The sequence below is a fragment of the Microcystis ichthyoblabe FBCC-A1114 genome (assembly GCF_050500245.1).
Classification (GTDB): domain Bacteria; phylum Cyanobacteriota; class Cyanobacteriia; order Cyanobacteriales; family Microcystaceae; genus Microcystis; species Microcystis ichthyoblabe_A.
Genome location: NZ_CP191408.1, coordinates 3481039 through 3505693 on the forward strand (window position 1 = coordinate 3481039; position 24655 = coordinate 3505693).

General features: G+C 41.7%; 22 protein-coding genes and 1 pseudogene. 11 read left to right on the plus strand and 12 right to left on the minus strand.

The genetic code is table 11. The features are described from left to right. Nucleotides 1-31: 31 nt before the first annotated feature. A complete protein-coding gene (gene petC / locus ACQY1Y_RS16850) occupies nt 32-571 on the minus strand; it encodes a cytochrome b6-f complex iron-sulfur subunit (protein ID WP_061432350.1) in 540 nt (179 codons plus the stop codon). 361 nt (nt 572-932) lie between these two features. On the opposite strand from petC, the gene ACQY1Y_RS16855 reads away from it, so the two are divergent. Next, a complete protein-coding gene (locus tag ACQY1Y_RS16855) occupies nt 933-4241 on the plus strand; it encodes an HsdM family class I SAM-dependent methyltransferase (protein WP_430013193.1) in 3309 nt (1102 codons plus the stop codon). A 4-nt stretch (nt 4242-4245) separates the two neighbouring features. After that, nucleotides 4246-4956 (plus strand): hypothetical protein, encoded by a 711-nt coding sequence (locus ACQY1Y_RS16860; RefSeq protein ID WP_002736973.1) that lies wholly within the window; start codon nt 4246-4248, stop codon nt 4954-4956. Here the strand turns inward: ACQY1Y_RS16860 and ACQY1Y_RS16865 are convergent. The 4 genes from ACQY1Y_RS16865 to polA form a co-directional block, all read right to left on the minus strand. Further along, nucleotides 4951-5094, minus strand: coding sequence for a MerR family transcriptional regulator (locus tag ACQY1Y_RS16865; RefSeq protein ID WP_228009614.1), 144 nt, complete (start codon nt 5092-5094; stop codon nt 4951-4953). The genes ACQY1Y_RS16860 and ACQY1Y_RS16865 overlap by 6 nt on opposite strands. Nucleotides 5095-5299: 205 nt before the next feature. Beyond that, nucleotides 5300-5548 carry a heavy-metal-associated domain-containing protein gene (locus ACQY1Y_RS16870; protein WP_002759990.1) on the minus strand — a complete coding sequence of 83 codons (249 nt, stop codon included), beginning with the start codon at nt 5546-5548 and terminating at the stop codon, nt 5300-5302. A gap of 36 nt (nt 5549-5584) precedes the next feature. Further along, a complete protein-coding gene (locus ACQY1Y_RS16875) occupies nt 5585-5830 on the minus strand; it encodes a hypothetical protein (protein ID WP_002736270.1) in 246 nt (81 codons plus the stop codon). Between the two features lie 4 nt (nt 5831-5834). Then, nucleotides 5835-8705 (minus strand): DNA polymerase I, encoded by a 2871-nt coding sequence (polA, locus tag ACQY1Y_RS16880; RefSeq protein WP_430013194.1) that lies wholly within the window; start codon nt 8703-8705, stop codon nt 5835-5837. Nucleotides 8706-8877: 172 nt separating this feature from the next. Between polA and ACQY1Y_RS16885 the strand changes: the two genes are divergently transcribed. From ACQY1Y_RS16885 to ACQY1Y_RS16905, 5 genes are all read left to right on the plus strand, one after another. Further along, complete coding sequence (locus ACQY1Y_RS16885; RefSeq protein ID WP_430013195.1) at nt 8878-9804, plus strand: UDP-glucuronic acid decarboxylase family protein; 927 nt, start codon at nt 8878-8880, stop codon at nt 9802-9804. A 45-nt stretch (nt 9805-9849) separates the two neighbouring features. Continuing rightward, on the plus strand, nt 9850-11235 hold the full coding sequence (locus ACQY1Y_RS16890; protein WP_002774128.1) for a UDP-glucose dehydrogenase family protein: 1386 nt from the start codon (nt 9850-9852) through the stop codon (nt 11233-11235). A gap of 243 nt (nt 11236-11478) precedes the next feature. Continuing rightward, on the plus strand, nt 11479-12162 hold the full coding sequence (locus ACQY1Y_RS16895) for a Mo-dependent nitrogenase C-terminal domain-containing protein (RefSeq protein WP_002754710.1): 684 nt from the start codon (nt 11479-11481) through the stop codon (nt 12160-12162). 385 nt (nt 12163-12547) lie between these two features. After that, nucleotides 12548-14236, plus strand: a complete 1689-nt coding sequence (locus ACQY1Y_RS16900) for a SulP family inorganic anion transporter (RefSeq protein WP_430013196.1) — start codon at nt 12548-12550, stop codon at nt 14234-14236. Between the two features lie 534 nt (nt 14237-14770). Further along, nucleotides 14771-14989: a DUF433 domain-containing protein gene (locus ACQY1Y_RS16905; RefSeq protein WP_002794870.1), complete on the plus strand. Its 219-nt coding sequence runs from the start codon at nt 14771-14773 to the stop codon at nt 14987-14989. Between the two features lie 144 nt (nt 14990-15133). Here the strand turns inward: ACQY1Y_RS16905 and ACQY1Y_RS16910 are convergent, their stop codons facing one another. Beyond that, nucleotides 15134-15502 carry a hypothetical protein gene (locus ACQY1Y_RS16910; protein ID WP_002794871.1) on the minus strand — a complete coding sequence of 123 codons (369 nt, stop codon included), beginning with the start codon at nt 15500-15502 and terminating at the stop codon, nt 15134-15136. A gap of 175 nt (nt 15503-15677) precedes the next feature. On the opposite strand from ACQY1Y_RS16910, the pseudogene ACQY1Y_RS16915 reads away from it, so the two are divergent. Next, nucleotides 15678-16178 (plus strand): annotated as a pseudogene (locus tag ACQY1Y_RS16915) (hypothetical protein). Between the two features lie 14 nt (nt 16179-16192). Here ACQY1Y_RS16915 and ACQY1Y_RS16920 read toward each other — a convergent pair. The 6 genes from ACQY1Y_RS16920 to ACQY1Y_RS16945 form a co-directional block, all read right to left on the minus strand. Further along, nucleotides 16193-16375 (minus strand): hypothetical protein, encoded by a 183-nt coding sequence (locus ACQY1Y_RS16920; RefSeq protein ID WP_232306241.1) that lies wholly within the window; start codon nt 16373-16375, stop codon nt 16193-16195. 167 nt (nt 16376-16542) lie between these two features. After that, a complete protein-coding gene (locus ACQY1Y_RS16925) occupies nt 16543-17217 on the minus strand; it encodes a dual OB domain-containing protein (protein WP_262382351.1) in 675 nt (224 codons plus the stop codon). Then, a complete protein-coding gene (locus tag ACQY1Y_RS16930; RefSeq protein ID WP_002738277.1) occupies nt 17205-17651 on the minus strand; it encodes a DUF488 family protein in 447 nt (148 codons plus the stop codon). Before ACQY1Y_RS16930 ends, ACQY1Y_RS16925 begins: the two co-directional genes overlap by 13 nt. Beyond that, complete coding sequence (locus tag ACQY1Y_RS16935; protein ID WP_002736234.1) at nt 17587-18288, minus strand: DUF488 family protein; 702 nt, start codon at nt 18286-18288, stop codon at nt 17587-17589. The genes ACQY1Y_RS16930 and ACQY1Y_RS16935 overlap by 65 nt, the downstream gene beginning before the upstream one ends. Nucleotides 18289-18403: 115 nt before the next feature. Continuing rightward, nucleotides 18404-21037 carry a cyanophycin synthetase gene (gene cphA, locus ACQY1Y_RS16940; RefSeq protein WP_430013197.1) on the minus strand — a complete coding sequence of 878 codons (2634 nt, stop codon included), beginning with the start codon at nt 21035-21037 and terminating at the stop codon, nt 18404-18406. Nucleotides 21038-21141: 104 nt separating this feature from the next. Then, complete coding sequence (locus tag ACQY1Y_RS16945; RefSeq protein WP_002754723.1) at nt 21142-21996, minus strand: cyanophycinase; 855 nt, start codon at nt 21994-21996, stop codon at nt 21142-21144. Between the two features lie 373 nt (nt 21997-22369). Here ACQY1Y_RS16945 and trmD point away from each other — a divergent pair, with 373 nt between their 5' ends. The 3 genes from trmD to ACQY1Y_RS16960 all read left to right on the plus strand — a co-directional run bounded on the left by trmD (nt 22370) and on the right by ACQY1Y_RS16960 (nt 24655). Continuing rightward, on the plus strand, nt 22370-23065 hold the full coding sequence (gene trmD / locus ACQY1Y_RS16950) for a tRNA (guanosine(37)-N1)-methyltransferase TrmD (RefSeq protein WP_002736821.1): 696 nt from the start codon (nt 22370-22372) through the stop codon (nt 23063-23065). Nucleotides 23066-23349: 284 nt separating this feature from the next. Further along, nucleotides 23350-23673, plus strand: coding sequence for a DUF4347 domain-containing protein (locus tag ACQY1Y_RS16955; protein ID WP_430013198.1), 324 nt, complete (start codon nt 23350-23352; stop codon nt 23671-23673). Between the two features lie 19 nt (nt 23674-23692). Continuing rightward, nucleotides 23693-24655 carry a hypothetical protein gene (locus tag ACQY1Y_RS16960; RefSeq protein ID WP_430013199.1) on the plus strand — a complete coding sequence of 321 codons (963 nt, stop codon included), beginning with the start codon at nt 23693-23695 and terminating at the stop codon, nt 24653-24655.

A 24655-nucleotide genomic window follows, 5' to 3' on the forward strand; every position in this document is an offset into this window, starting at 1 on the left:
AATAATTCCAAATCTCGTCACATTGAATAATCTAGGACCACCAGGGTTCTTCACCGGTGCGGAAGTCGGTTTCCGTCCAAGTGGAGAAGACGACTTTATCATTATCGGTGACGTTGGCATGGGCGAGGGCTAAGGATAGAGGCGCTGGACCGCGAACTACTTTTCCTTCGGCATTGTACTGGGAACCGTGGCAAGGACACATGAATTTTTCTTCGCTGGCATTCCAAGGCACCACACAACCTAAGTGGGTACAGACGGCGTTAATTCCGTAGTTGGCCAGGGTTTTGTCCTCTTGGACGACTAAATAGGTGGGGTCGCCTTTTAAGCCTTGGGCTAAGGTGCGATCGCCAGGGTTATGGGTGGTCAGAAATTGACTGACAATCACATCATTGCCTAGGGCATCTTTTGCGGTGACACCGCCACCCGTACCACCGGCCGAGGGGGGAATAAAATACTTAACAATCGGATACAAAGCCCCCGCTGCTACTCCGGTAATTGTACCAAAGGTCAACAGGTTCATAAATTGACGACGACCCAAATCGGGAACATCTGTACCGGAAACTTGACTCATTGCTCCTTATCTCCAAATGTAAATTTTTGTAAACTAATTCTCATCTAAGGGCGATTTTGTGCATCTCGATCAAGACGAAAACCCAGAGCTTAAAGAAGGTTTACAAGGGCTGTATTAGATTATTACAGATATTGAGTCACGGACAATTGCCACGGCAAAGCTGCCCCAAATGCGATCGCTGTTTGATCGCTTTCAGTGCTAGAGGCAAATTATTAAAAAATTGACATAATGGCGGCTTGTGTGTTTACTTGACAGTTACGCTTCCTATCAGTCATACTATTAAAAATAGTTCAAAAAAACCAAAGATTAGGTTATGTGACTCTAACCAACACAATCAACTATTACCAGTGATTTACTCAAGATGATGACAGCTAATTCTGCTTATGAATTGTTAGAATCTGCTTATAATGAACTCGATTTTAGTCAAGGCGACTTAGTGAGTTCAAAAGTGTCATTGTCAGAAATAACTTTAGAAGAGTGGATAGAAAAAGGAGATTGGTTAGAATTAGCTAGGCAAGTTGAAGCAGAAAAAGTTTTTTTTGTTAATAATAATCCTGTGATTATTTTTGCTAAATGCGATACTCAAGAAGATGAAAAAGTACGGCAAATCTTTAATAAAATATGGTGTATGGCTAGACCAAGTTACCTATTTTTAGCGAAAGAAGGTGAACTAGCTATTTACGATCTAACCAAACCACCTGCTAGAAGTATAGAAGATTGGAAGAAAAATAATAGACCGTTAGAAGTTGCCCAAAACATACTTGAAGTAACTTCAAAACTTTATCAATACAGACGGGAACAAATCGAATCAGGGAAGCTTTTTGAGGATGAGCGTTTTGAAACATCTAATCAACGTGCTGATCAATCACTGATCAAAGATTTAAAAACAGTTCGTTTAGCCTTAATTAGTGGAGGATTAAGCGAAAATAAACGTAAATATGCTCATGCTTTAATTGGTAGATCAATTTTTATTCGCTATTTGGAAGATAGAGGAATTTTAACTCAAGAGTATTTTGAAGCAATAGCACAAAACAATGCAACATGGAAAGCCTTACTTAATGCTCCTGACGATCAGTTAAATATGGAAACTGAAGCTAAACAACATTATATCAAAATATTAAGTGATAAAAGTTTTACCTATGCTTTATTTAATCAGTTGAGTCAAGATTTTAACGGAGATATGTTCCCTTCTGATGAACAAGAAGCGGAATCTGTTGAGCAACGGCATTTATCTCTCTTGCAAGAATTTTTACAGGGAAATATTGATCCACAAAAAAAATTATTTTTCTGGGCTTATAAATTTGATATAATCCCTATTTCTTTAATTAGTAGTATTTATGAAGAATTTTATCATGAGTCAAATACAGAAAATATTGATAATGGGACGCATTATACACCGAGTTCATTAGTGGAATTTGTCTTGTCTAAAGTTTTAACGTCAGATTGTTTGACAACTCATCCCCGTATTCTTGATCCTTGTTGTGGTTCAGGAATCTTTTTAGTGGAAGCATTTCGGAGAATTGTGAGACATCGAGTCTATCAAAATCAGGAACAGCGATTAAGTTGGCAAGAGTTAAGAGAAATCTTAAAAAATCAGATAGCTGGCATAGAAATTAATTCAGAAGCTATCAGAATTACTGCATTTAGTCTATATCTTGCTTTATTAAATTATCAAGAGCCTCGAAACATTTTATCACAAATTAAACGAGGTGAAAAATTACCCTTTTTAATTTATCAAGCGAATGGGTTATCTGAGGATAATCACTTTAATAATTTAGTCTGCGATAATGCTTTTCAAGAATTTTCTAACTCAGAGGATTTGATATTATCTAGAAATTTTAGTAGTCAATGTGCTGATGTTGTTGTCGGTAATCCTCCTTGGGGATCTCCTAAAACGAAGGATAAAAAAGGCACAAAAGACTTAAATATCGCTTTACAATGGTGTCAAGAACGTGATTATCCAGTCGGAGATAAAGAACGTTCTCAAGCGTTTATCTGGAGAGTATTTGATTTTTTAAAAGATAATGGATGGTCAGCATTAGTGGTATCAACAGGTATTTTCTTTAAGACCCATGATAAAAGCAAAGAATTTAGACAAAAATGGTTAAACAGTGTCTTATTAAAAGAAGTTGTCAATTTTGCTCATGTTCGTGATATTTTCTTTAAATCTGGTAATAAAAACCAATCTAGTGCCTCAATTTCTCCTTTTGCTTCAATTATTTTTCAGAAAGTCAATCAGACAGAGTTAACCTTAAAAGATCAAGTTGTCACTTATTGGTCTGCTAAAAAAACAGCTATGATTAAAAATGTGCAAGCTGTTATTTTGAGTGTTATGGATCGTCGTGGTATCAGACAAAGTGAACTATTTTATAATGATTCTTTATGGAAAATTTATTATTGGGGAAATCATCAAGATGCTGGTTTAATTCAAGGTATAACTTTAGCTCCAGCATTAAAAGAATTACATGATCCTAGCAATAGTGGTCAAGGGTTTACAACTGGAAGTGCTTATTCAGCACCACAATGGCTATCTAAATATCAAAATCTACCGATTCCCAAATTTCAACGTTATTCTTCTATTCAAAAAGACTGGTTTACATCATCTCCCAAAAAAGTGCATCGTATAGCGAATGAATCTTTATTCTATGGTGAAAGATTATTGATTAAACATGGCATTAGTCAAGCATCTAGAAAAAAAGGAGAAATTATTGCTCGATTAGAATCAGAAAACTTCAGTTTTACAAATTCAGTAAATTGTATCAAGTTACATGATGTTGAAGAATGGAAATATAAAATTATATTAGGAACTTTATGGTCTTCATTATCTCGTTATTACTTTTTTCTGACTTCTAGCAAATGGGGAATATGGCATGATGGAATTTATAAGGATGAATATTTAAGTTTGCCGATTATTTTTCCAAAGGATCAAGGTATTCGGGAAAAAGTTATCGATATTGTTGAGCAATTACAGAATTGTAATCCTATAAAGTATAGTATTGAACATCCTGAAGGAAAAACTCCAGAAAAAATAGAAGCACAACTCACTGAATTAGAATATCAATTAGATGAGGCAATATTTGATGTCTATGATCTCACGATTGCTGAACGGGATCTCATTCGTGATATGTGTGATGTTGGGATAGAGTTTTACTATAATCATATCAACAGTAAAGCAGTAAAACCTGTTGAGAGCTATCCTCAACAAAATCAAGGACTTCTCAACGATATTAATAAAAACCGTCAAACTCAAAAAGGATTAGAAGGTTATTTACAAGCCTTTTTAGATATTTGGAATCGAGAATTAGAACCTGATGGTGAATTCAGTTGGCAGATTATTCGTCCTCAATTTCAGGGGTTAGAAAATCCTATGTTAGCCGTTATTTTCTCTACACAAGAGTATGGAGAAAAACCTCAACCTGTCTCCCAATCAGATCAAAAACAATGGATAGGAATTATTGCTCAATTAGCAAGACAAGAAAACGGTTTATTAGTTCCCTATAATAGCCATCAAATTTATCTTGATGGTTTAGTTCGTTCGGTTTCTGATACAGAAATCATTATTATTAAGCGTAATGAACGAAGATTCTGGACTCGTAGCATGGCGCGTGAGGATGCGGAGGCAACAATGCTTCAAATTATTAACTTACAAGAATCTCAAGAAAGGATCTAAACTTATGACAAAACCAAGTTTATTAAAAAAAGATATATGGGGTAATCATGAAAAGAGAGTTTTAGCTATTTTTAGGCTTGCTTTAGAAATGCTTCAAAAGAACCAAGAATTACCCCAAAGTGAAGATGAACTTAATCGAAAACTATGCTTTTTTGTCCGTTATGCCAACCAACAATTAACTATTTCTAATCAAGGAATAGAATGGCCTTGTATGTGTGAAGCCAATAATCAACCTGATGCTGATGATAGCATTGGAGCTAAACGAGAATATAAACGACCTGATTTTCAATGGGGAATCTGTGATACTAACGAAACAAATCCTGAAAGAATGGATAAATTTTACACTTTAGAGGCTAAAAGACTCGGTTCTCCATCAAGTTCCCAATGGATACTTAACAAAAATTATATTCTAAATGGGATTAACAGATTTATATTAGTTGAATGGGGTTATGGAAAATCCGTCAGTTCGGGAGCAATGATTGGTTATATTCAAAATATGGAATTAAGAGAAATTTTAAATGAAGTTAATAAGCATTGTTCACAACTAACCATTATAGAGTTAACTTTATCGCTGGAAGGATGGCAAAATGATGTGAGTCGTCTTGACCATCAACTAGAACGTCCTGATGTGCCACCTAGTCCATTTAATTTAAGACATCTATGGGTAGATTTACGAAGTAAAAAAACTGATAACAATGACGATACCTCATCATAAAAATTTATTCAAATTCTCCATTAAACGCTCATGAATCTCATCACCCCAAAACCGAACTAAGGAGAAACCTAGGCGATTGACCCTTAAAAACGCATCCTCAGCATCATAAACTGCTAATTCTAACTGATTCGGATTCATTAAAATCATCAATCTCCCTTTTAAGTCAACTCTTAGAAATTGCTAAAATAGGAGTAGAAAAAGCGATAGAAACCGATGAAGAAACGGCAACCGCTTGGATAAACCAACAACTAGAAAGCTTGGGAGTCAAACTAATCTGAGCAACACAAAAATAGAACTACCCTGGATTTTTACCAGAGAGGTTTATTTTTAACGGGGGAGAATGTCAACCCTCACTGCTAGACTCAACAGTATGGCCGACTTCGCTGATCCATTGGGCAATTTCTGCGGGGGATGCGGTGGTTTCTACGGTGACGATTTTATTGGCTACATCCACCGATATTTGGGCTGCTGGTTGCTGATTATTAATCGCTTTAGTAATGGTATTAGCGCAACCTTCACAGGCAATACTAGGCACTTTTAGGGTAATTGTCATTGTTGTAACTCCAGTAACTTTATAGCTAAAAACTAGCATAAATTGTCAGGGGTAGCTGATTTTTTAAGAGTTTATTTACCATTTCAGCACTGCCGCTTCGATCCCCTGTTCCCGACGCAGTTTACTATCTTTTTCTAGCCATTGAATGACCTGTTTATGGGTTAGCTCTTCTAGGGTTACTCCCGTATCTTCGGCGATTATTTTTAATAAGCGTAGGGAAGAAATCGTTAAACGAGTCAGGAATTTTTCGGGAGAAGTTAAGAGGGCAGCGTCCACATCTGCCGATTCTTCTGGGGTTAAAAATTGTCTGTTTTCGATCATAGTTTTATTTGGTTTCCATCCAATTGTCACCGGCTTTAATTTCTACCAAGAGAGGGATCGTCAAGGAGACAGCTTCTTCCATAGTCGTCTTGATTTTTGACTCTAGGGATGGCCATTCTTCCCTCGGTACTTCCAAGACTAATTCATCATGGACTTGCAGCAGTAATCTCGCTCGATAATTTTGCAGTACCTCGGCCAATTTTACCATCGCTACTTTAATAATATCAGCACTGGAACCCTGAATGGGCGCATTAGCGGCCGATCTTAATAATTGTGCTTCCTCGTTGTTGAGTTTGAGGCTATCTAAATCGATGTCATGTAAGGACAGTCCTCGCAGTCTTTTTAAGAGGGGATTATCGAAGTTAAAATAACGTCTTCTGCCCAAAATTGTTTCTACATATCCCTGAGCGATCGCTTGTTTTTTGCTATTCTCTAAATACTCAAATACTTGGGCATAACGTTGATGATATTTTTCAATAAATTTTCTGCCCTGTTCTACGGTTAATTTCGATTCACGGGCGAATTTTTGCGCTCCCATGCCATAAATAACTCCGAAGTTAATTGTTTTTCCTAAACTGCGTTCTTCTGGGGTAATTTCCCCTTTATCAAAGAGCAATTGAGCGGTGACTTTATGAACATCTTGATTACTACGATAAGCTTCTAATAAAACTGGTTCTTGACTGAGATGAGCCAGAATTCTTAACTCGATTTGTGAGTAGTCCGCTGATACTAATAAGTAACCATCTTCGGGAATAAAAGCTTGACGAATTCGTCTAGAAAATTCACTGCGAATGGGGATATTTTGTAGGTTAGGATTGGAGGATGATAAGCGTCCGGTGCTGGTAATGGTTTGATTAAAATCTGTATGTACTCTTGCGGTTTTTGGTTCGGCTAATTTCGGTAAAGCATCCACATAGGTGGATTTTAATTTAGATAAGGTGCGATGTTCAAGTATATAATCAATCAGGGGATGATCGCCTTGTAGTTTCTCTAAAACACTTTGATCGGTGGAGTAACCTGTTTTAGTTTTTCTGGATTTTTTGCGATTGAGTGCTAATCGATCAAAAAGGATTTCACTTAACTGTTTAGGAGAGCCAAGATTAAAAGTTTCTCCGATGGATTCATAAGCTTTTTTTTCTATGTCTGCTAAGTCTCTTTCTAGTTGCTGGGACAAGTTTTTTAGATAATTGATATTAATTTTTATACCATAATTTTCCATCTGCCACAGCACCATTACTAAGGGAGATTCTACCTCTGAGAATAATTGATATAAAGGGGGAATTTTAGTTAATTCTGCCTGTAATTTTTCTCGAAGTAAATAGGTAGCGTAGGCATCTAATCCGCAGTAGTTAGCAGTGGTGGTAATATCTAAATCAGCGATAGTTTTTCCCGTAGGAATACCGAGACTTTTATAACTAAGGGAACTGATACCGTCCAAATAGCGATCGCATAAATCTTCGAGATTATGAGTTAGTTCGGGATGGAGGACATAACTAGCCACCATAGTATCAAAAACTAGACCTTTAACGGTAATTCCTTGATGATAAAAAACATCAATATCAAATTTCGCATTCTGGAAGACTTTCGGATAATTATCACTGGCTAAAATTGGGCGTAATTTTTCGAGGACTATCTCTAGATTTAAATTATCACCGCTCTGGTGGCCGATGGGAATATAGGCCATAGAATTTAATTCTTTTCCCCAACAGCAACCGATCCCGACCAATTTGGCTACACGAGGATTTAAATCTGTGGTTTCGGTATCCCAAGCGACAGGAAAATGTGGATTAGTGAAAGTTGTTAATTTGGCCAGTAAAGCATCTAACTTAGGAATAGTATCAATAATTTCCGGAGCAATTAGAACTGGTGGAGAAATAGGGGGTAAATCAAACAGAGACAATTGATTAGAATCAGCATCGCTAGTTAATTCTAGGGTAGGAGTGCCACCTAGATGCTGTTGAATTTGATCGAGTTTCTGGAGAATTTTCTTTAACTCTAATCTTTCCAATAAAGGTTTAACTAAACGCCGCTCAAAACCTCGGAGACGAAATTTCTCCTCTTCGAGGCTAACGGGGGCATCAAGGGCAATTTTAGCTAAATAGCGAGAACTTTCGGCGGCGGGTTTACCCTCTAATAATTTAGTTTTTACCATTCCCTTGATCGATTCCAGATTAGTATATATATCCTCTAAGTTATCGTATTTTTTTAATAAATCTATCGCTGTTTTTTCGCCAATTCCGCGCACCCCGGGGATATTATCAGACTTATCACCGCAAAGAGCTTTAAAATCTACTACCTGTTTTGGTGTCACCCCTAACTTTTCCGTGACAGCTTGGGAATTAAATTCTGTATAACCCTGTCCTGATGTACTTTTTACCGCATTAATATCCAGATAGAGAACCGTGGTTTTTTTCTCCTCATCTACCAATTGGAATAAATCTCGATCGCCTGTTAAAATCTTGACTGTATAACCATTATCGCCGGCCTGTTTTGCCAAAGTTCCTAAAACATCATCTGCTTCATAACCCGGAGAAGTCACAATAGGAATATTCATCGCTGCCAAGAGACTTTGCAGATTAGTTAAATCGGGGCGAAATTCTTCGGGAGTTTCTTGCCGATTAGCCTTATAATTGACATCAGCTTCGTGGCGAAAAGAAGGAGCTGCTAAATCAAAAGCGACCGCTAAATAAGCAGGTTTTTGAGTTTCTAGTAACTGCAGCAGAGAATTTAAAAACCCAAAACAAACACTGGTAGGAATGCCGCTAGAAGTACGCAGAGGACCAGAACGAGACTTAGCAAAGGCATAATAGGCACGAAAAGCCAAAGAATGCCCATCAATCAGGATAAATAGCTTATTTTGCTCGGCACTGATCATAATCTAGTCTCAAATTTGCGTGTTATTTCCATTTTAAGGATTACCGAGCCATTATTCAGCCATTAGCCTTGAATCGGCGATCGCTGATAACACCCCGTCAAAAAAAATATTTGCCAAAAAGCCAGCGTAAGGGTATTTTAAGAATAATTTTATATGTTTACTTGTCAATTACATGAGAATCCTAGTTACAGGCGGTGCGGGTTTTATTGGTTCCCATCTAATCGATCGCTTGATGGAACAGGGTCATGAAGTGATCTGTCTGGATAACTTCTACACGGGGGTGCGCCGAAACATCGTTAAATGGCTAGGAAATCCTTATTTTGAGCTAATTCGTCACGATATAACCGAGCCGATCCGTCTAGAAGTTGATCAGATTTATCACCTGGCCTGTCCTGCTTCCCCAATCCACTATCAATATAACCCAGTAAAAACGATTAAAACCAATGTTTTAGGGACTCTGTATATGCTGGGCCTAGCTAAAAGGGTAAAAGCGCGATTTTTGCTCGCTTCTACCTCAGAAGTCTATGGCGATCCCGATGTGCATCCCCAAACGGAAGAATATCGAGGTAATGTCAACTGCATTGGACCGCGTTCCTGTTATGACGAGGGTAAACGGGTGGCGGAAACCCTGGCTTTTGAGTATTATCGGGAGCATAAAGTCGATATCCGGGTGGCCCGGATTTTCAACACCTACGGCCCGCGAATGCTAGAAAACGATGGTCGAGTGGTGAGTAATTTCGTCGTGCAAGCTTTGCGCGGTCAACCCCTGACGGTTTATGGTCAAGGTTCCCAAACCCGCAGTTTTTGCTATGTTTCTGACCTAGTGGAAGGGTTAATGCGTTTGATGAATGGGGACTTTATCGGGCCGGTTAATCTCGGCAATCCCGACGAATACACAATTCTGGAATTAGCACAAGTGATCCAAGGCATGATTAATCCCGATGCCGAATTAGTCTATAAACCACTACCGGAAGATGATCCCAAGCAACGACAACCGGATATCACTCGTGCTAAAACCTATTTGGATTGGAGTCCCACTATTCCTCTAAGTCAGGGTTTAAAAATGACGATCGAGGATTTCCGTTCTCGTCTCAGCTAATCCCTAATCAATAAAATTAACTTAATTGTCACTGGAGTGATTATCATGCGTGTTTGTGTTATCGGAACGGGTTATGTGGGTTTAGTCACTGGGGTTTGTCTAGCACATATCGGTCATCATGTCATCTGCATTGACAACAATGAAGAAAAAGTCAAATTAATGAAATCGGGACAATCTCCCATCTATGAACCGGGGTTATCAGAATTAATGCAGTCTTCGGCAGCCTCTGGCAATCTGGAATTCTCCACGGACCTAGAAGCGGGAGTTAAACACGGTGAAATTCTCTTTATCGCTGTTGGTACACCTGCACTACCCACCGGGGAAAGTGACACCCGTTATGTGGAAGCAGTGGCCCGGGGTATTGGGGCCCATCTCAACGGTGGTTATAAAGTAATCGTCAATAAATCTACCGTTCCCATCGGTTCTGGGGATTGGGTACGGATGATCGTCCTCGATGGTGTGGCCGAGAGACAAAAAAATCTCGTGGCCGCTGGTGGCGGTATTAGTACACTAGAACGCATCGAAGCGGATTTCGATGTGGTCAGCAATCCCGAATTTTTACGCGAAGGTTCGGCGGTTTATGATACTTTTAACCCCGATCGCATTGTTTTAGGCAGTAATAACCCGAAAGCCATCGAAATGATGAAGGAATTGTACGCGCCTTTGGTTGAACGTCAATTCTCTGAAGATACCTCCTTGCCTCCCGTTCCCGTGGTGGTTACGGATCTCAGTTCGGCGGAAATGATTAAATACGCCGCTAATGCCTTCCTAGCCACCAAAATTAGCTTTATTAACGAAGTAGCTAACATCTGCGATCGCGTCGGGGCCGATGTCACCCAAGTGGCTAAAGGTATCGGTTTAGATTCCCGTATCGGCAGCAAGTTTCTCTCGGCCGGGATCGGTTGGGGGGGGTCCTGTTTCCCCAAAGATGTGTCGGCTTTGGTACATACCGCAGAAGACTACGGTTACGAAACGGAATTACTTAACGCCGCTATCAATGTTAACAAACGTCAACGGACAATCGCGATCGAAAAACTGCAACAGGAATTAAAAATCCTCAAGGGTAAAACCGTCGGTTTGTTGGGATTAACTTTTAAACCCGATACCGATGATATGCGCGATGCCCCAGCTTTAACCATGATCGAACAGTTAAATCGTTTAGGTGCTAAGGTAAAAGCCTATGATCCGATCGTTTCCCAAAGTGGTTTAAGTCACGGTTTAAGCGGTGTGATTATCGAATCGGATCCGGAAAGATTAGCCGATGGTTGTGACGCTTTGGTGGTGGTGACGGAATGGCAAGAATTCCTCCGTCTCGACTACGGCAAAATGGTTAAAACCATGCGCGAACCCGTGTTAATTGATGGTCGCAATTTCCTCGATCCTGCGGTGGTGACAGCAGCTGGTTTCCGTTACCTCGGTATTGGACGTTAATCCTAGGAATCCGCCTTTTCAGTAGGACTGACGCGGTTGGGGAAGGTACAAGAAGCAGCACCACTTACCCCTGCTCCTAGGGGCGAAAATTGCCCGATTATGCTGGCTGAAAAACGAAAAATTCCGATCTGACCATGGGGTTATTGGCTATAGTTAAATGATGTGAACAGGAGCCACTAGAATCCAGGGGCGATGGGTAGAATTAAATTGAGAAACTAGAATCAGTTTTAGCAATACATACCTATGGTTAGCTCTGTTCAATACCGCTACACTAACGAACAAGTTAGGGACTGGTTACGGGGATTACTGACAATTGCCTGGTCTGATGGGGATTATAGCACCAGCGAGCAGGAATCGATCGCCCGTTTCGCTCACGAATTAGAATTAGATGACGACCACGTTCTCTATCAATCGATTAGTCCCGAAGAATTGGCCGCAAGTTTCGGTCATGACCCCAAAATATCAGAAAACTTCCTCCGCACGGCGGTTATGGTAGCGATCGCCGATGGCATTTATTCCCCCGCAGAAGCGCAATTACTGCGTAGTTATCGGGATGCTTTCGGGTTAGAAATCGAGGCCCTGTCAGCTTTAGAACATACTATCTGTGAAATTCCCGAAATTACCACAGAAGCGAATAAATCCGAGTTTATCAGTGCCGAACATCCCCACCCAGATCTGCTGCATCCCCTCAAAGACTGGTTAGATGGGGTGGAAATGCACGATCCGCGCTTGGCCCGGTTTATCTGCAAAATGGTGCCGCCTCAATGTCCTTTTGAACGCGATATCGTGCTGTTTGGCCATAAATTAGTCCATATTCCGCCTCTGTGCAAGTTAAATCCTCTCTACGAGCAATTAGTCGGGTTACGTTTCCGCGCCCTATCATACTTAGCCGATGATTGTCAAGAGGATATTTCCGAGTATATTTAGCCAGTTTAACTAAAATTACGGCTAAAATGGTATAAATATCCTGCTGACAGAAAACATCTCAGCCTCAAGGCTTTTCCTAGCCAATTCTTCCGTTAAAATTAGGTTAGGGACTTGCGCTTTGATAATGTACCTTTTGGGCGAACGCAGTTCGCCCCTACATTGTGGACAAAATCCGTTACTGTAGGGGCGCAAAGCTTGCGCCCTCCGCTCGCTCAGGTTTGCTGATCACCCTAAGTGGGGCGAGAGCCTTGGAGAGCCCCCGCAGCTAAGGGACTTGCGCTTTGATCATGTGCCATCTGGCTGATCTGATTCTTCTACAGAGCGATTTTCTGGCTGGGATATTATTCCCACGCAAGTCCCTTAAGTCGCCGTTGACAGAGAAAATATGAGTAAAAACTCCCGACGAGTCGATTTTCCTGATTTACCCGGGCTAAAAAACCTGCGCTCCTATCAATGGCAGTGGCTGGGCCGAGATATACTCGCCGGTGTCACCGTGGCAGCCTACGCTATTCCCCAGTGTATGGCTTACGGCGACCTGGCCGGGGTCGATCCCGTGGTGGGATTGTGGACTCTCGTGCCAGCCGCCCTAGTTTACGCCCTTTTCGGCTCCTCATCGCAACTATCCCTCGGACCAGAATCGACCACAGCAGTGATGACGGCGGCAGCGATCGCACCTCTGGTGAGCCTTCAAGGGGAAAATTACGGCAGTTTAGCGGCTTTTTTAGCCCTAATGGTCGGTTTAATCTGTTTTGTCGCTTACATCGCCCGCTTGGGATTTCTAGCTAATTTACTCTCCAAACCGATCCTAATCGGTTATATGGCGGGAGTGGCAGTGATCATGATTGCGGGACAACTGGGTAAAATTAGTGGTTTGTCAATCCGTGAAAATACGGTTTTTAAAGAAATTTTCGCTTTTTTCTGGGGAATAAACCAATGGCACTGGCCAACCCTTAGCCTCGCTCTATTGCTGTTACTATTTCTATTTGTCATCCAAAAATATTTTCCCAAAGCACCGGGTCCCTTGCTGGCGGTTTTACTGGGAACCCTCGCCGTCGCCACCCTCCATCTTGATGGAGAAGGGGTGGCAGTAGTGGGGAAAATTAGCAAAACTTTGCCTAATTTTGGCTTACCAACCCTAGATTTTTCCCAATTACTACCCCTAGTAACCGCAGCCGTCGGCATTGCCCTGGTCGGCTATTCCGATAACGTCTTGACCGCCAGAGCCTTCGCCGCACGTCATAACCAAGAAATCGATGCCAATCAAGAATTTTTAGCCCTAGGACTGGGGAATCTGGCGGCGGGTTTTTGTCAGGGATTTCCCATCAGCAGCAGCGCCAGTCGCACCGCGGTGGGCGATTCCGTGGGCAGTAAAAGTCAACTTTACTCCCTGGTGGTGGCAGTGGTGGTGGTGGCGGTCATTTTCCTGCTCGGTCCGGTACTGGCACTCTTTCCCAAGGCTGCTTTGGGTGCGCTGGTGATTTATGCAGCCTGTAAACTGGTGGATATTGCTGGCGCTAAACGACTAAAAAGCTTTCGCAATAGTGAGTTTAATCTCGCTGTCCTGACCATGGTGGGGGTGCTAACCACGGGGATCTTAAGCGGGGTTGCCATCGCCATCGGTCTCTCGGTTATCGATTTATTGGCCCGCATTACTCGGCCCGATGATGCGGTCTTGGGTACAGTCCCGGGGGTGATGGGTTTACACGCACTCCAGGATTGGCCAGAAGCGCAAACAATACCAGGGTTAGTTATCTATCGTTACGATGCCCCCTTATTTTTTGCTAATGCGGCCGACTTTAAACGTCGCGCTCTCAGTGCCATTGCCCGGGAGACAAAACCGGTAGAATGGTTTGTCTTGAATACGGAGGCCCTTGGGGAATTGGATAGTACAGCCGTAGAGATTCTTGAGGAATTAGCGGCAGAATTATCAAGACAGGGTATAGTTTTCGCCCTCGCTAGGGTTAAACACGATCTGTACTTAGAATTGCAACGTTCCCGCTTGTTAGATAAAATTAGCCAAGAGAGAATTTACTATACTTTGCCAGCGGCGATCGAAGCTTTTAAAAATCGTTGACTGATACTAAATCATTAGGGGTCGAGAAGGTCATCGCCGACCTCCCCTCCCATAAAGAACCTACCCGTGCATAGTTTTCGGACTTTATTGAAATTAGCTGATAGAGTTGTCTAAGTTGGGCTTCCGTCGGTTGCATTTAGTCATTATCGGCTTGATTTTAGATTATTGTTCATTTTAGTATTATTAATCGAAAGTCACTTCCCTAACCTATTTAGGGTTTGCTGAATAAAGGTGAAATGTAGGCAAGGTAAGGGTTTTGTGGCTTTTCTCGCGAAACAGGTGCAAGATTTTGAGAGAATCGTGCTTCAAAACCTTGCGTCTTCATCGGCCCGCGTCCTGTAGGGGCGAAGCATTCGGATAAAAAATCTACGGTTTCACCGATAGGTTATTGCCCGAATGCTTCGCCCGTACTTTGTCAGCAAACCCTATTTAGCATCAGTTTAACCCATTTTTCAAGAATCTAGGCTAGAATATAAAGACAAGACGTATTGCTCTGGGTTAATCTACTCTGTAGAAGCTAAGAAGGTAATCAAAATGGCTAAATATTCGCCTCTTATCAATGTATCTCCTGAAACTATGAGTGGTGTTCCTGTTTTTTCAGGTACTAGAGTTCCGATACAAACACTTTTTGATTATCTTAAAGCAGGAGAATCAATTGATGATTTTTTAGAGGGTTTTCCAACGGTAACAAGAGAACGAGTTATTAGCTTACTTGCAGAATTTGAAAAAGAGCTTATTGATAGGGTAGCGTGAAATGAGGCTTTTTTTAGATGAATGTATTGACCGAAGATTAATGAGGGAGTTTACAGGTTATAATATCAAAACTGTTCCGCAAATGGGATGGACTGGGATCAAGAATGGTCAACTGTAAAGATAATTACAGAATCTAAAATAAACTTATTTTCCTTCCAAGATAAATTTATCTCCTGAACCAAATCGATAATATTTTTTCCCTGTTAGTCTATCTTCTGCAATTTCGACATTCTTACAGCTTATCATTCCTCTAGGATCTGGATTACCAATACGACTGTATCCAAAAGCATCAGCATAACCTACACACTTACCTGCTGATATAGGTATTGAACAGTTATATCCATCTGAAAACAGAGAACCTGATATAGTAGGATTAACTCCGTTCCGCGTACATTCATACTGACGACGAGATTGGCTAATTAAAATATCATTACTGATATTGTTTGCTTGTATGGGAGCAGAATTAATTAATCCCACACCAATGAACATACAGAGGATTTTAATGGCTCTCATAGTGAGTAGTTACTGCAAAAACAACCATAATAAGCAGAATCCTAACTAATAAGTTTAAACATTGTCAAGACGGAAAAAAACGGATATTGTCGGAAGTTTTGTTAACTATGTTTACAAATATCGGAAAATAACGGATAATGACGGTATTATCTCTCCAAATCTTAACATTACTCCCATGGATACCCAAGAAGTCTTCTCACTTATTGATAATCTGGTTTTTGACCACACGGGAAAGCATCTCGATACATTGCAATTAGGGATTTTAAAGAACGTTTTTGATGGTCAGAAATATGCAAAAATAGCAGAAAAATATAATTGTTCTGAAGGTCATGCCAGAGATAAAGCCTATGAACTTTGGCGCATTCTTTCGGAAGTGTTAGGGGAAGAATTAAATAAATCAACTGTTCGATAAGCAATTGAAAGGTTAATTGTCAGCAATAGTATTAATAATTTGGGTAATAAATCTGTAAAAATTGATCAGGTTACTTTTTGTCATAACCCTTCTAATAATCGAGAAATAGAAAATTATCATATTGATAAAACTGAAAACAATGTTATTAAAGCAAAACTAGAAACTGTTCCCAAACTAATAGGATTAGGATTAACAATCGAACAAATTGCTCAAGCTCTTGATTTAGATATACAATTAATTTTAGATAGTCTCAAACTAGAGTAACTTTGATAACTTTATCAAGATATGGATGTCAAGCTGCTTTGATACAGAATTGACAAGGATAGGGAAATGGGGTCCTTTTGGATTTGGTGGGTAAAATGTATTCTAAGATACAGTCTTGCGGGCGAGGGAGTGGAAGGAACCACAGAGACACAGAGGACACAAAGATCGATCGCTACTATATAAGTTAAACTTATCACACAAAGTTGAGAAGAGCCTTATTTTCGCTTGATCGCTCCAGCATTTATGCTAAATTTACCTCGCCCACTTCAGTCTGTTAAACTCAACTGTTCATAGCTCTGAAAATTTCACGAACAGAGATTTTTTCGAGCCAACAACCTATAAAAAAGTTGTCTAGCCGTAATTCCTATAATTCAATCACACCTGCTATTAATTTCCAGCAGGGAGCTTCTCCTTCCCAATTTGCCGAAGAGATCCAAGGCAGACTAAGACTGACGGTAACAAAACAGTTTTGCTGAGGTTGATAGCCTGTATTTAATTTCTCGACAAATACGGGATCAGTTATCTTTGCTTCTGTCAAACTGTTACCATTCGCTGTTGTAATTGTGCCACGCCACTCAAAATTTCCTTTTGAATTTTCTTTTTGATATACTCTAAAACTCTGCACTTGAATCAACTGGAGAGTATAACGTTGATTGAAATTAAGGTTTTTCAAATAAGAAGGATTAACATATTTAATTGAATTGTGCAGTATTTTTGTTGGGGTTCTACAATACTTTCCCAAATCATTGATATTGAATCTACCTACACATTTCCATTCACCGGGTAAAACGGAAAAATTTTCCGATTCAAACCCAAAATCATTGCCAGTATCAGCAAGGGGAATTTCGAGAATATCTAAAACTTTTGGTTCTTTACCAGAAATTAGTCTAACTGATCGTGGAACCCTGCCATCTTCTGGATAAAGAGAATCACACACAGGACGAACCCAATTTCCTGAACTAATATCAATTCCAGCGATACAGCGTTCATTTAATTTCCATGAATTAGCAAGACAGACAATTTTTTTCAGAGATGACATATATTGACATTCCCCCATTTATCCTTTAAATATTCGGCCACTAAACGACGGTGACAATTATGAGGTTTTGCCTCACTACAGAGTAAACAAGCGTTATTAATTACATCTGGAGAAACTTTTGTTTCAATCCTGCGGCTACTAATAAGTTGTCTAAATTTTTGTTCGTATATTGTCCAATCAACTTTTTTCTTTTTATATTCATCAAGAATATCTTGAGTTGGAGCTAAGTCTAAAACATGAACATATTCAATTCCACCGATGACTTTTAAAAAATATTCTAGGTCAGCTTTTTTACTAAATCCTGCTAATTGGGAAACATTATTTAAACGAGTATCTATAACTCTCTTAACGCCAGCTTTTTGTAAGTCATCAAAGAACTTCTGTGCAGTCTTTTGAGTAAAGCCGATTGTAAAGAGATTGATTGTCCTGTTCATCATAATTACCACTTGTTTCTATATAAGCAATTGCATCACCCTGAAGCTTATAAGCTTTCTCCAAACATTCTGCTTTTGTGAGAAGATTGCTATTTGGCTCGACAAATAAAGAAAGCTGAATTTCTTTTTGACTACTTGCTGAAAAATCTGTCAAACTATGTTTAAACAGCATTCTTTCTTCCAGATGGTCATGAGATTCCAAGTCACCATTTTTGAGAATATGATAAATATCTAAATCGCAATGACGTAGATGTTGACAAACCAGAATCGCTCTATGACATTCAATCGGGTCTTTCTCCGCACACATAAGGGCAATTCGATGTTTTTTCACTCCCTGTAAAATTCGTTCAATTCCATGATTAAAAGCAGATGTTTTAGCAATTTTTTCGTATAAAGCCTTACCATTGACATAACATTCTTCGCTGCTCGGTCTGGCTCCTAATTCCTTGCCCAAAAACACATAGTAAATGCCTTCACTTTTTAAAGCATTTGACAATATTGACTGATTAAAATGCTTGAGAAATCGGCTATAAGGATGAGAACGAACATCAGCAAGGGCAGTTATATTATGCTTCTTAAGTAGAAGCATAAATGAGGCAATTTCGTGATTAGAGTGACCGATGGTGAATAACTGCATCAATATTATTATTCCTTCGATGAAAGCCTACAATAATCATTGTAGATCAACCATTGCCTAGACAGGGGAACACCATCGGGCTAGAAGTGACTCTATAGGCAGAATATCCCAACTTTTAACCCTGATTATCGGTCAGGGGTCGATGTTTCTCAATCAAATTGATCGCCTGGGTGACACTTTCCGGGAAAATTACCACTAAACCACCCTCAGAAACCGTGCTTAAAGCCTTCTCTAAAGCTTCCGTTTCATCGAGAATAACTTCCGGACGCAAACTGCCATTTTCTTCGCTAATTCCCCGGAGAATTAAATCGGCCACTTCCCCCCGGCGGCGACCGCGAGTATCGTTATCTTCCTTAACAATAATTCGATCGAACATAAGCGCCGATAATTTCCCTAATAAAATTAAATCATCATCCCGTCGATCGCCCGGCCCCCCAACCACGCCGACTTTTTCGCCGGACCAATTGCCGACAAAACCGCCGACGGCTTCGTATCCGGCGGGATTATGGGCATAATCGATTAAAGCGTGATGGTGTCCCAAGTCAAACAGGTTCATCCTACCGGGGGTCTGGGCCACGGAAGGTTTAAAAGTCCGCACCCCTTGGCGAATTAACTCGATATCGATACCATGCACAAAAGTGGCCAAACAGGCGGCCAAGGCGTTAGCAATCATAAAAGGAGCCATTCCCTGCATAGTCACGGGAATATTAACCGCTTCCTCGATTCTCAGCGTCCATTCTCCCTCTAGAATCGACAGATAGCCATTCTCATAGATGGCGGCCATGCCACCGCGACGGATATGGTCGTGAATAATCGGGTTATCGGGACTCATGGAAAAATAAGCGACTCTTCCCTTGACTTTTTCGGCCATACTAACGGTCAAGGGATCATCGGCATTTAAAACCGCGTAACCCTCGGCGCTAACCACCTCGGCCACAACGCTTTTTACCTTCGCCATTTGTTCGATGGTGTCGATATCACCGATACCCAAATGGTCGGCGGCCACATTTAACACCACCCCCACATCGCACTGATTAAAGGCTAAACCCGATCGCAGGATACCACCCCGGGCCGTTTCTAATACGGCAATCTCCACCGTGGGATCCTTCAAAATCATACTGGCGCTGTAGGGACCGGTGTTATCGCCCTTTTCTACCAGATAATCATCGATATACACGCCGTCCGTCGTGGTAAATCCGACTACTTTCCCCGTTTGTCGGCAAATATGAGAAATTAAGCGGCTAGTGGTGGTTTTGCCGTTAGTTCCCGTAATGGCCAGAATTGGCACGCGACTGGGAGTCCCGGGGGGGAATAACATATCGATAACTGGAGCGGCGATATTGCGGGGTAAACCGCGACTGGGGGCGACGTGCATCCGAAAACCGGGGGCGGCGTTGACTTCTACGATTACCCCGTCCACTTCTTTCAGGGGTTTGCGGATATCCTCTGTCACCACATCGATCCCGGCAATGTCTAAACCGATTAATTTTGCCACTCTTTGGGCGATCCAGACGTTTTCGGGGTGAATTTCGTCGGTACGATCCACGGCGATGCCGCCGGTGCTTAAATTAGCCGTGGCCCGCAGATAGGCGATCTCTCCGTGGGCTAAAATGCTGGTTAATTCATAGCCCTGTTTCTCTAGCACATTAAGGGCGGTTTTGTCAATAGTTATTTTAGTTAAAACGTTGGCGTGACCGTCACCCCGGTTGGGATCTTGATTAGTAATTTCGATTAATTCTTCTACAGTTGAGCGCCCATCACCGACGACGTGAGCGGGAATCCGTTCGGCCACGGCGGCGACTTTACCATTTATGACTAAAATTCGGTGATCACTGCCTTTATAATACCTTTCTACGATCACGCTGCGGGTTTTCGAGGCGGCACTGGCTAGATCATAAGCTTCCTCTGCTTCCTGTTGAGTTTTAACATCGATGCTGATGCCCCGGCCGTGGTTGCCATCGAGGGGTTTAATCACGATGGGAAACCCTCCCACTTCCTCGATTGCCGCTGACAACTCATCCAAGTATTGAATCACCGTACCCCGGGGGACTGGAATCCCACCATCCTTGAGGATAGTTTTTGTGCCTTCCTTGTCACAGGCCAACTCAACGGCTAAAATCCCCGAAAAACTGCTTAAAGTGGCTTGAATGCGCTTTTGGTGAACGCCATAGCCCAATTGCACCATGGCACGAGCGCTCAGGAGTAACCAGGGAATATTTCTAGCTTGTGCTTCTTTGACGATGGTTTCTGTACTCGGACCGAGGGAGGCATTATTGCATAAATCGCGTAAATCGGCTAAATCTTGGGCTAATTCTTGCTTAGGATAGGTTCCCGTATCGACAATCGATTGACACAAACGCACGGCAGCCCGACCCGCATAACGTCCCGCTTGCTCGTCAACGTACTCAAATACCACGTTATAGACTCCGGGGGTGGAGGTGCTTCTAGTGCGACCAAACCCGACGGGAGTTCCCGCCAATTCCTGCAATTCTAGGGCGATATGTTCGATGATGTGGCCCATATAAGTGCCAGTGCGGACTCGTTCAAAGAAACCGCCGCGATAACCGGGGGAGCAGTAATGTTCGACTAAACTGGGGAGAACGTCGATTAATCCCTCGTAAAAGCCGGGGATTTCATTCGATGGCTTCTCTGCGAGATCTTCGAGATCTAGACGCATAACAATGAGCTTGTCGCGACGAATACTCCAGTAGTTGGGACCGCGCAGGGTTTGGGTTCTGAGAATTTTCATGATGCTGGTGTTCGCTGTTGAGAAGCACAAAGAAGCCGTTCTTTATTGTCTGGTTTTCTGAGAGCGGTAAACTGTTCATCGTGAACAGTTTTTCAGGAGTTTTTTTACCCCAATTTAGGGATCACTTGCTGTTTTTTGAGATGATAGCCATCACCGTAGGCCAGAATATGTACCCGCAGATTATGCAGACTCAGGGGTTCGTTAGCGGTGACGTGATGGTGGTTGGTGTGGGACATTTCCCTAGCATTAATTACCGTCACTGTACCGCAGCCGATTACTGTCATCGTGCCATCCCGTTCAAACATAGCGCAGGTATCCTCATCAATGCCAATTCCTAAACGTTCAGGATAACCGGAGATAGCGCTCATTAACCGAGCCATGCGGTTGCGATTGTGGAAGTGTTGATCGACAATGACTTCAGGAATGAGACCTAATCCCATGGCCATATCCACTAGGGCCCGATTGGGTGCTTCCCCACTGCTGCCCCCGGCAATCATGTGATGACCCATAACGGCGGCCCCGGCGCTAGTTCCGGCTAGGGTTAATTCTCCCTGTTGCACTCTTTGTCTGATTCTTTCCATCAGGGGAGTATCGGAGAGCAAACCGCATAAACGCAGCTGGTCGCCTCCGGTCATAAATACACCTGTACACTCTTCGATGTAGGCTTGAAATTGGGGGTCTTCTCCCTGTACGCGATCACGAATATCGATAACTTTGACGTATTTTGCCCCCATTTCCTCGAAAATCTTCTGATAGCGATCGCCGATTAGAACCGGTTCTCTGGAAGCGGAGGGAACAATAGCGATCACTGCTTCGCTACCCCCAGCGCGATTCCAAAAGGTATGCAGTATCTCTTTACCGTGGACTTTATCCTCGGCACCTCCAATGACTAAAATCGCCGTTTTGAGAGATACGGGGGTAGGATTTTGGTGGTGTTGGGTTTCTAGCTCGATGATCATGTCACTGAACGAATAGACATTTTTAGGGATGGAAGGTTTTTCGGGAAGATGGACAGGTATCTTGATCTTATTTTCCCTGAACGGTTGATGGAAAAAAATGCGGTTTAGGAATATTTTTCGGGACATCAAGCAATAGTAGAGGCGATTTTAGCAATTTTCTTCGATCCACTGGCAATGACGGACTGTTAGTTAACTTTTAGTCTAGGCTAGACTTCGATCACTCAAGCTAGAGCCAGAAAAACCCCTAGACAGTACAGGATAGTCTATCATGTTATTGAGATAGACTAGCGCCAAATTAGCAAGATTTTAACCGATCGAGCCGTGACAAAATGATACATTAAACACTATCCCAGTCTAGGCCTTAATTTTCCCCGTGCAGTTTGACATTATTACTCTCTTTCCCGATTTTTTTACTTCACCGCTGCAGTCAGGGTTGTTGGCAAAAGCTCTCGAACGCGACATCGCTAGGGTAAATTTGGTCAATCTCCGGGATTTTGCCCACGATAAACACCGTCGCGTCGATGATGAACCCTACGGTGGTGGTGTGGGAATGTTATTAAAACCAGAGCCAATTTTTGAGGCGATCGAGTCTTTAGAAATTTTACCACCCCGGGAGATCGTGCTGATGACTCCCCAGGGGGAACCTCTCAATCAAGCTTTACTGAAAACTTGGGCCAGTAGTTATCAGCAGTTAATTCTCATCTGCGGCCATTATGAAGGGGTAGATGAGCGGGTTTGTGAGCATTTGGTGACTAGAGAGGTATCTTTAGGGGATTTTGTCCTAACTTGTGGGGAAATCCCGGCTTTAGCGATTATTAACGGGGTGACGCGGTTGTTACCCGGGACGGTAGGTAAGGCAGAATCGTTGAAATTGGAGAGTTTTGAGGCAGGTTTATTGGATTATCCCCAATATACCCGGCCGCCGGTCTTTCGCAGTTGGCAAGTGCCGCCGGTTTTGCGATCGGGTAATCATCAGGATATCGCTGATTGGCGCTATCAACAACAACTCGATCGCACTAAGGAACGTCGTCCAGATCTCTGGCAAAAATGGCTAGAGGAACAGGATTAATCGCCAAAAATGCTCCTGTGGGCATGATGAATTATGAATGATAAATTATGAATATAGCGTTTCCTAAGCTAGTGAGGTACACCTATTTTTCTTGCCTTTTGCCTCTTGCCTAAAACCCATAACTCTTGTACCTCAGCAGACTGAAAACCGCTATATATAGTTTTCCCGACTGTCTCAAGAAATCCGTTTTCTTGTAATAAATATTAATTTCTGTTACAGGGGTATTGAAAAATTCGGGATTGTTGGGCTAAAACTGTTAGCAATAAACCTTTGCGGTTAACGTCATGACTTCTACCCTTTTGCCGAGCTTTCCTGCTGTTGACGATGTTTTGTGCAATTTCGCTCAATCTGATGGCTTGAGTCAAGCTAATCGGGTGGATAGTGCGAGAAATCAGCGTTTAACCGCTACCGTAGTTTTCCTCGATGCTGGTGTTAGCGATTATCAAAGTCTCCAAGCTGGAGTAATTCCAGAAGTCGCCACCGTTATTCTCTCTCCCAATCAAGACGGAATCGAACAAATATCCGCTTTTTTACCACAAAATCCCCAGATTACCACCACCACCTCTATTATTAAATCGGTGCGTTACGCTATCGCGCTTCACCCCTAAGAGTAAGCGGACAACTCAAATGAACCAAACAACAGCCAATTATGATGAACCCTGGAAAGAAGCATTAAGCGAGTATTTTGAAGCGTTTTTATACTTCTTTTTTCCTGAAGTTCACCAATTGATTGATTGGACAAAAACTCCCGAATCCCTAGAAAAAGAACTCAAACGGATTACCGCTTCAGCAAAGACAAAAAAACGTTTCGCTGACAAACTCTATAAAGTTTGGTTACTCAGGGGTGAAGAAGTCTGGATTTTGATTCATATTGAAATTCAAAGCCAGTACGAAGAAAATTTCCCTCAGAGGATGTATATTTATAACTATCGTGCCTTTGATTTGTATCAGAAACCGGTTATCAGTCTTGCTATATTAGGAGATGAAAGAGTAAATTGGCGACCAGATTCCTATAATTATACTATCGCCGGCTGTGAAGTGAGTCTGAAATTCCCAACAGTCAAATTACTGGACTATGAGGAAAGCTGGTCAGAACTAGAAGCAAGTAGCAATCCCTTTGCTATAATAGTCATGGCACACCTAAAAACGAAAGCGACTACTGGGAAGCTGCCACAACGGGAACAGTGGAAGTGGAAGTTAATCAGGGGATTATATGAAAAGGAGTTCGAGAGGGAACAGATAATTAAACTGTTTGAAATCATCGACAATATGATGACTTTATCCCCTGAATTGCAGTCAAGTTTAGAAAGTAAAATCAAACAATTTGAGGAGGAAAGAACCATGCCTTTAATGAGTAATATGGAGTTACGAGGAATCGAACGCGGTAAGGAAATTGGAGCGTTAGAAAATGCTCGTGATTTTGTGAAAAAAGTTTTGGAAAACCGACTAGGCGATATTCCTGGAGATATTGGACAATGTCTCAATGATGCTTCAGTTATTTCGGTTTTAGAAGAGATGTTAAAAGCCGCACTTATAGTAAATTCTTTTGAGGAGTGTAGGAAGTCTTTTAGTATCATCATAAATAAGTAG

What these genes read in the sequence shown, in the direction of transcription:
- petC (WP_061432350.1), bottom strand. Translation starts at nt 571, where the DNA reads ATGAGTCAAGTTTCCGGTACAGATGTTCCCGATTTGGGTCGTCGTCAA.
- ACQY1Y_RS16855 (WP_430013193.1), top strand. Translation starts at nt 933, where the DNA reads ATGATGACAGCTAATTCTGCTTATGAATTGTTAGAATCTGCTTATAAT.
- ACQY1Y_RS16860 (WP_002736973.1), top strand. Translation starts at nt 4,246, where the DNA reads ATGACAAAACCAAGTTTATTAAAAAAAGATATATGGGGTAATCATGAA.
- ACQY1Y_RS16865 (WP_228009614.1), bottom strand. Translation starts at nt 5,094, where the DNA reads ATGAATCCGAATCAGTTAGAATTAGCAGTTTATGATGCTGAGGATGCG.
- ACQY1Y_RS16870 (WP_002759990.1), bottom strand. Translation starts at nt 5,548, where the DNA reads ATGCTAGTTTTTAGCTATAAAGTTACTGGAGTTACAACAATGACAATT.
- ACQY1Y_RS16875 (WP_002736270.1), bottom strand. Translation starts at nt 5,830, where the DNA reads ATGATCGAAAACAGACAATTTTTAACCCCAGAAGAATCGGCAGATGTG.
- polA (WP_430013194.1), bottom strand. Translation starts at nt 8,705, where the DNA reads ATGATCAGTGCCGAGCAAAATAAGCTATTTATCCTGATTGATGGGCAT.
- ACQY1Y_RS16885 (WP_430013195.1), top strand. Translation starts at nt 8,878, where the DNA reads ATGAGAATCCTAGTTACAGGCGGTGCGGGTTTTATTGGTTCCCATCTA.
- ACQY1Y_RS16890 (WP_002774128.1), top strand. Translation starts at nt 9,850, where the DNA reads ATGCGTGTTTGTGTTATCGGAACGGGTTATGTGGGTTTAGTCACTGGG.
- ACQY1Y_RS16895 (WP_002754710.1), top strand. Translation starts at nt 11,479, where the DNA reads ATGGTTAGCTCTGTTCAATACCGCTACACTAACGAACAAGTTAGGGAC.
- ACQY1Y_RS16900 (WP_430013196.1), top strand. Translation starts at nt 12,548, where the DNA reads ATGAGTAAAAACTCCCGACGAGTCGATTTTCCTGATTTACCCGGGCTA.
- ACQY1Y_RS16905 (WP_002794870.1), top strand. Translation starts at nt 14,771, where the DNA reads ATGGCTAAATATTCGCCTCTTATCAATGTATCTCCTGAAACTATGAGT.
- ACQY1Y_RS16910 (WP_002794871.1), bottom strand. Translation starts at nt 15,502, where the DNA reads ATGAGAGCCATTAAAATCCTCTGTATGTTCATTGGTGTGGGATTAATT.
- ACQY1Y_RS16925 (WP_262382351.1), bottom strand. Translation starts at nt 17,217, where the DNA reads ATGTCATCTCTGAAAAAAATTGTCTGTCTTGCTAATTCATGGAAATTA.
- ACQY1Y_RS16930 (WP_002738277.1), bottom strand. Translation starts at nt 17,651, where the DNA reads ATGAACAGGACAATCAATCTCTTTACAATCGGCTTTACTCAAAAGACT.
- ACQY1Y_RS16935 (WP_002736234.1), bottom strand. Translation starts at nt 18,288, where the DNA reads ATGCAGTTATTCACCATCGGTCACTCTAATCACGAAATTGCCTCATTT.
- cphA (WP_430013197.1), bottom strand. Translation starts at nt 21,037, where the DNA reads ATGAAAATTCTCAGAACCCAAACCCTGCGCGGTCCCAACTACTGGAGT.
- ACQY1Y_RS16945 (WP_002754723.1), bottom strand. Translation starts at nt 21,996, where the DNA reads ATGATCATCGAGCTAGAAACCCAACACCACCAAAATCCTACCCCCGTA.
- ACQY1Y_RS16955 (WP_430013198.1), top strand. Translation starts at nt 23,350, where the DNA reads ATGACTTCTACCCTTTTGCCGAGCTTTCCTGCTGTTGACGATGTTTTG.
- ACQY1Y_RS16960 (WP_430013199.1), top strand. Translation starts at nt 23,693, where the DNA reads ATGAACCAAACAACAGCCAATTATGATGAACCCTGGAAAGAAGCATTA.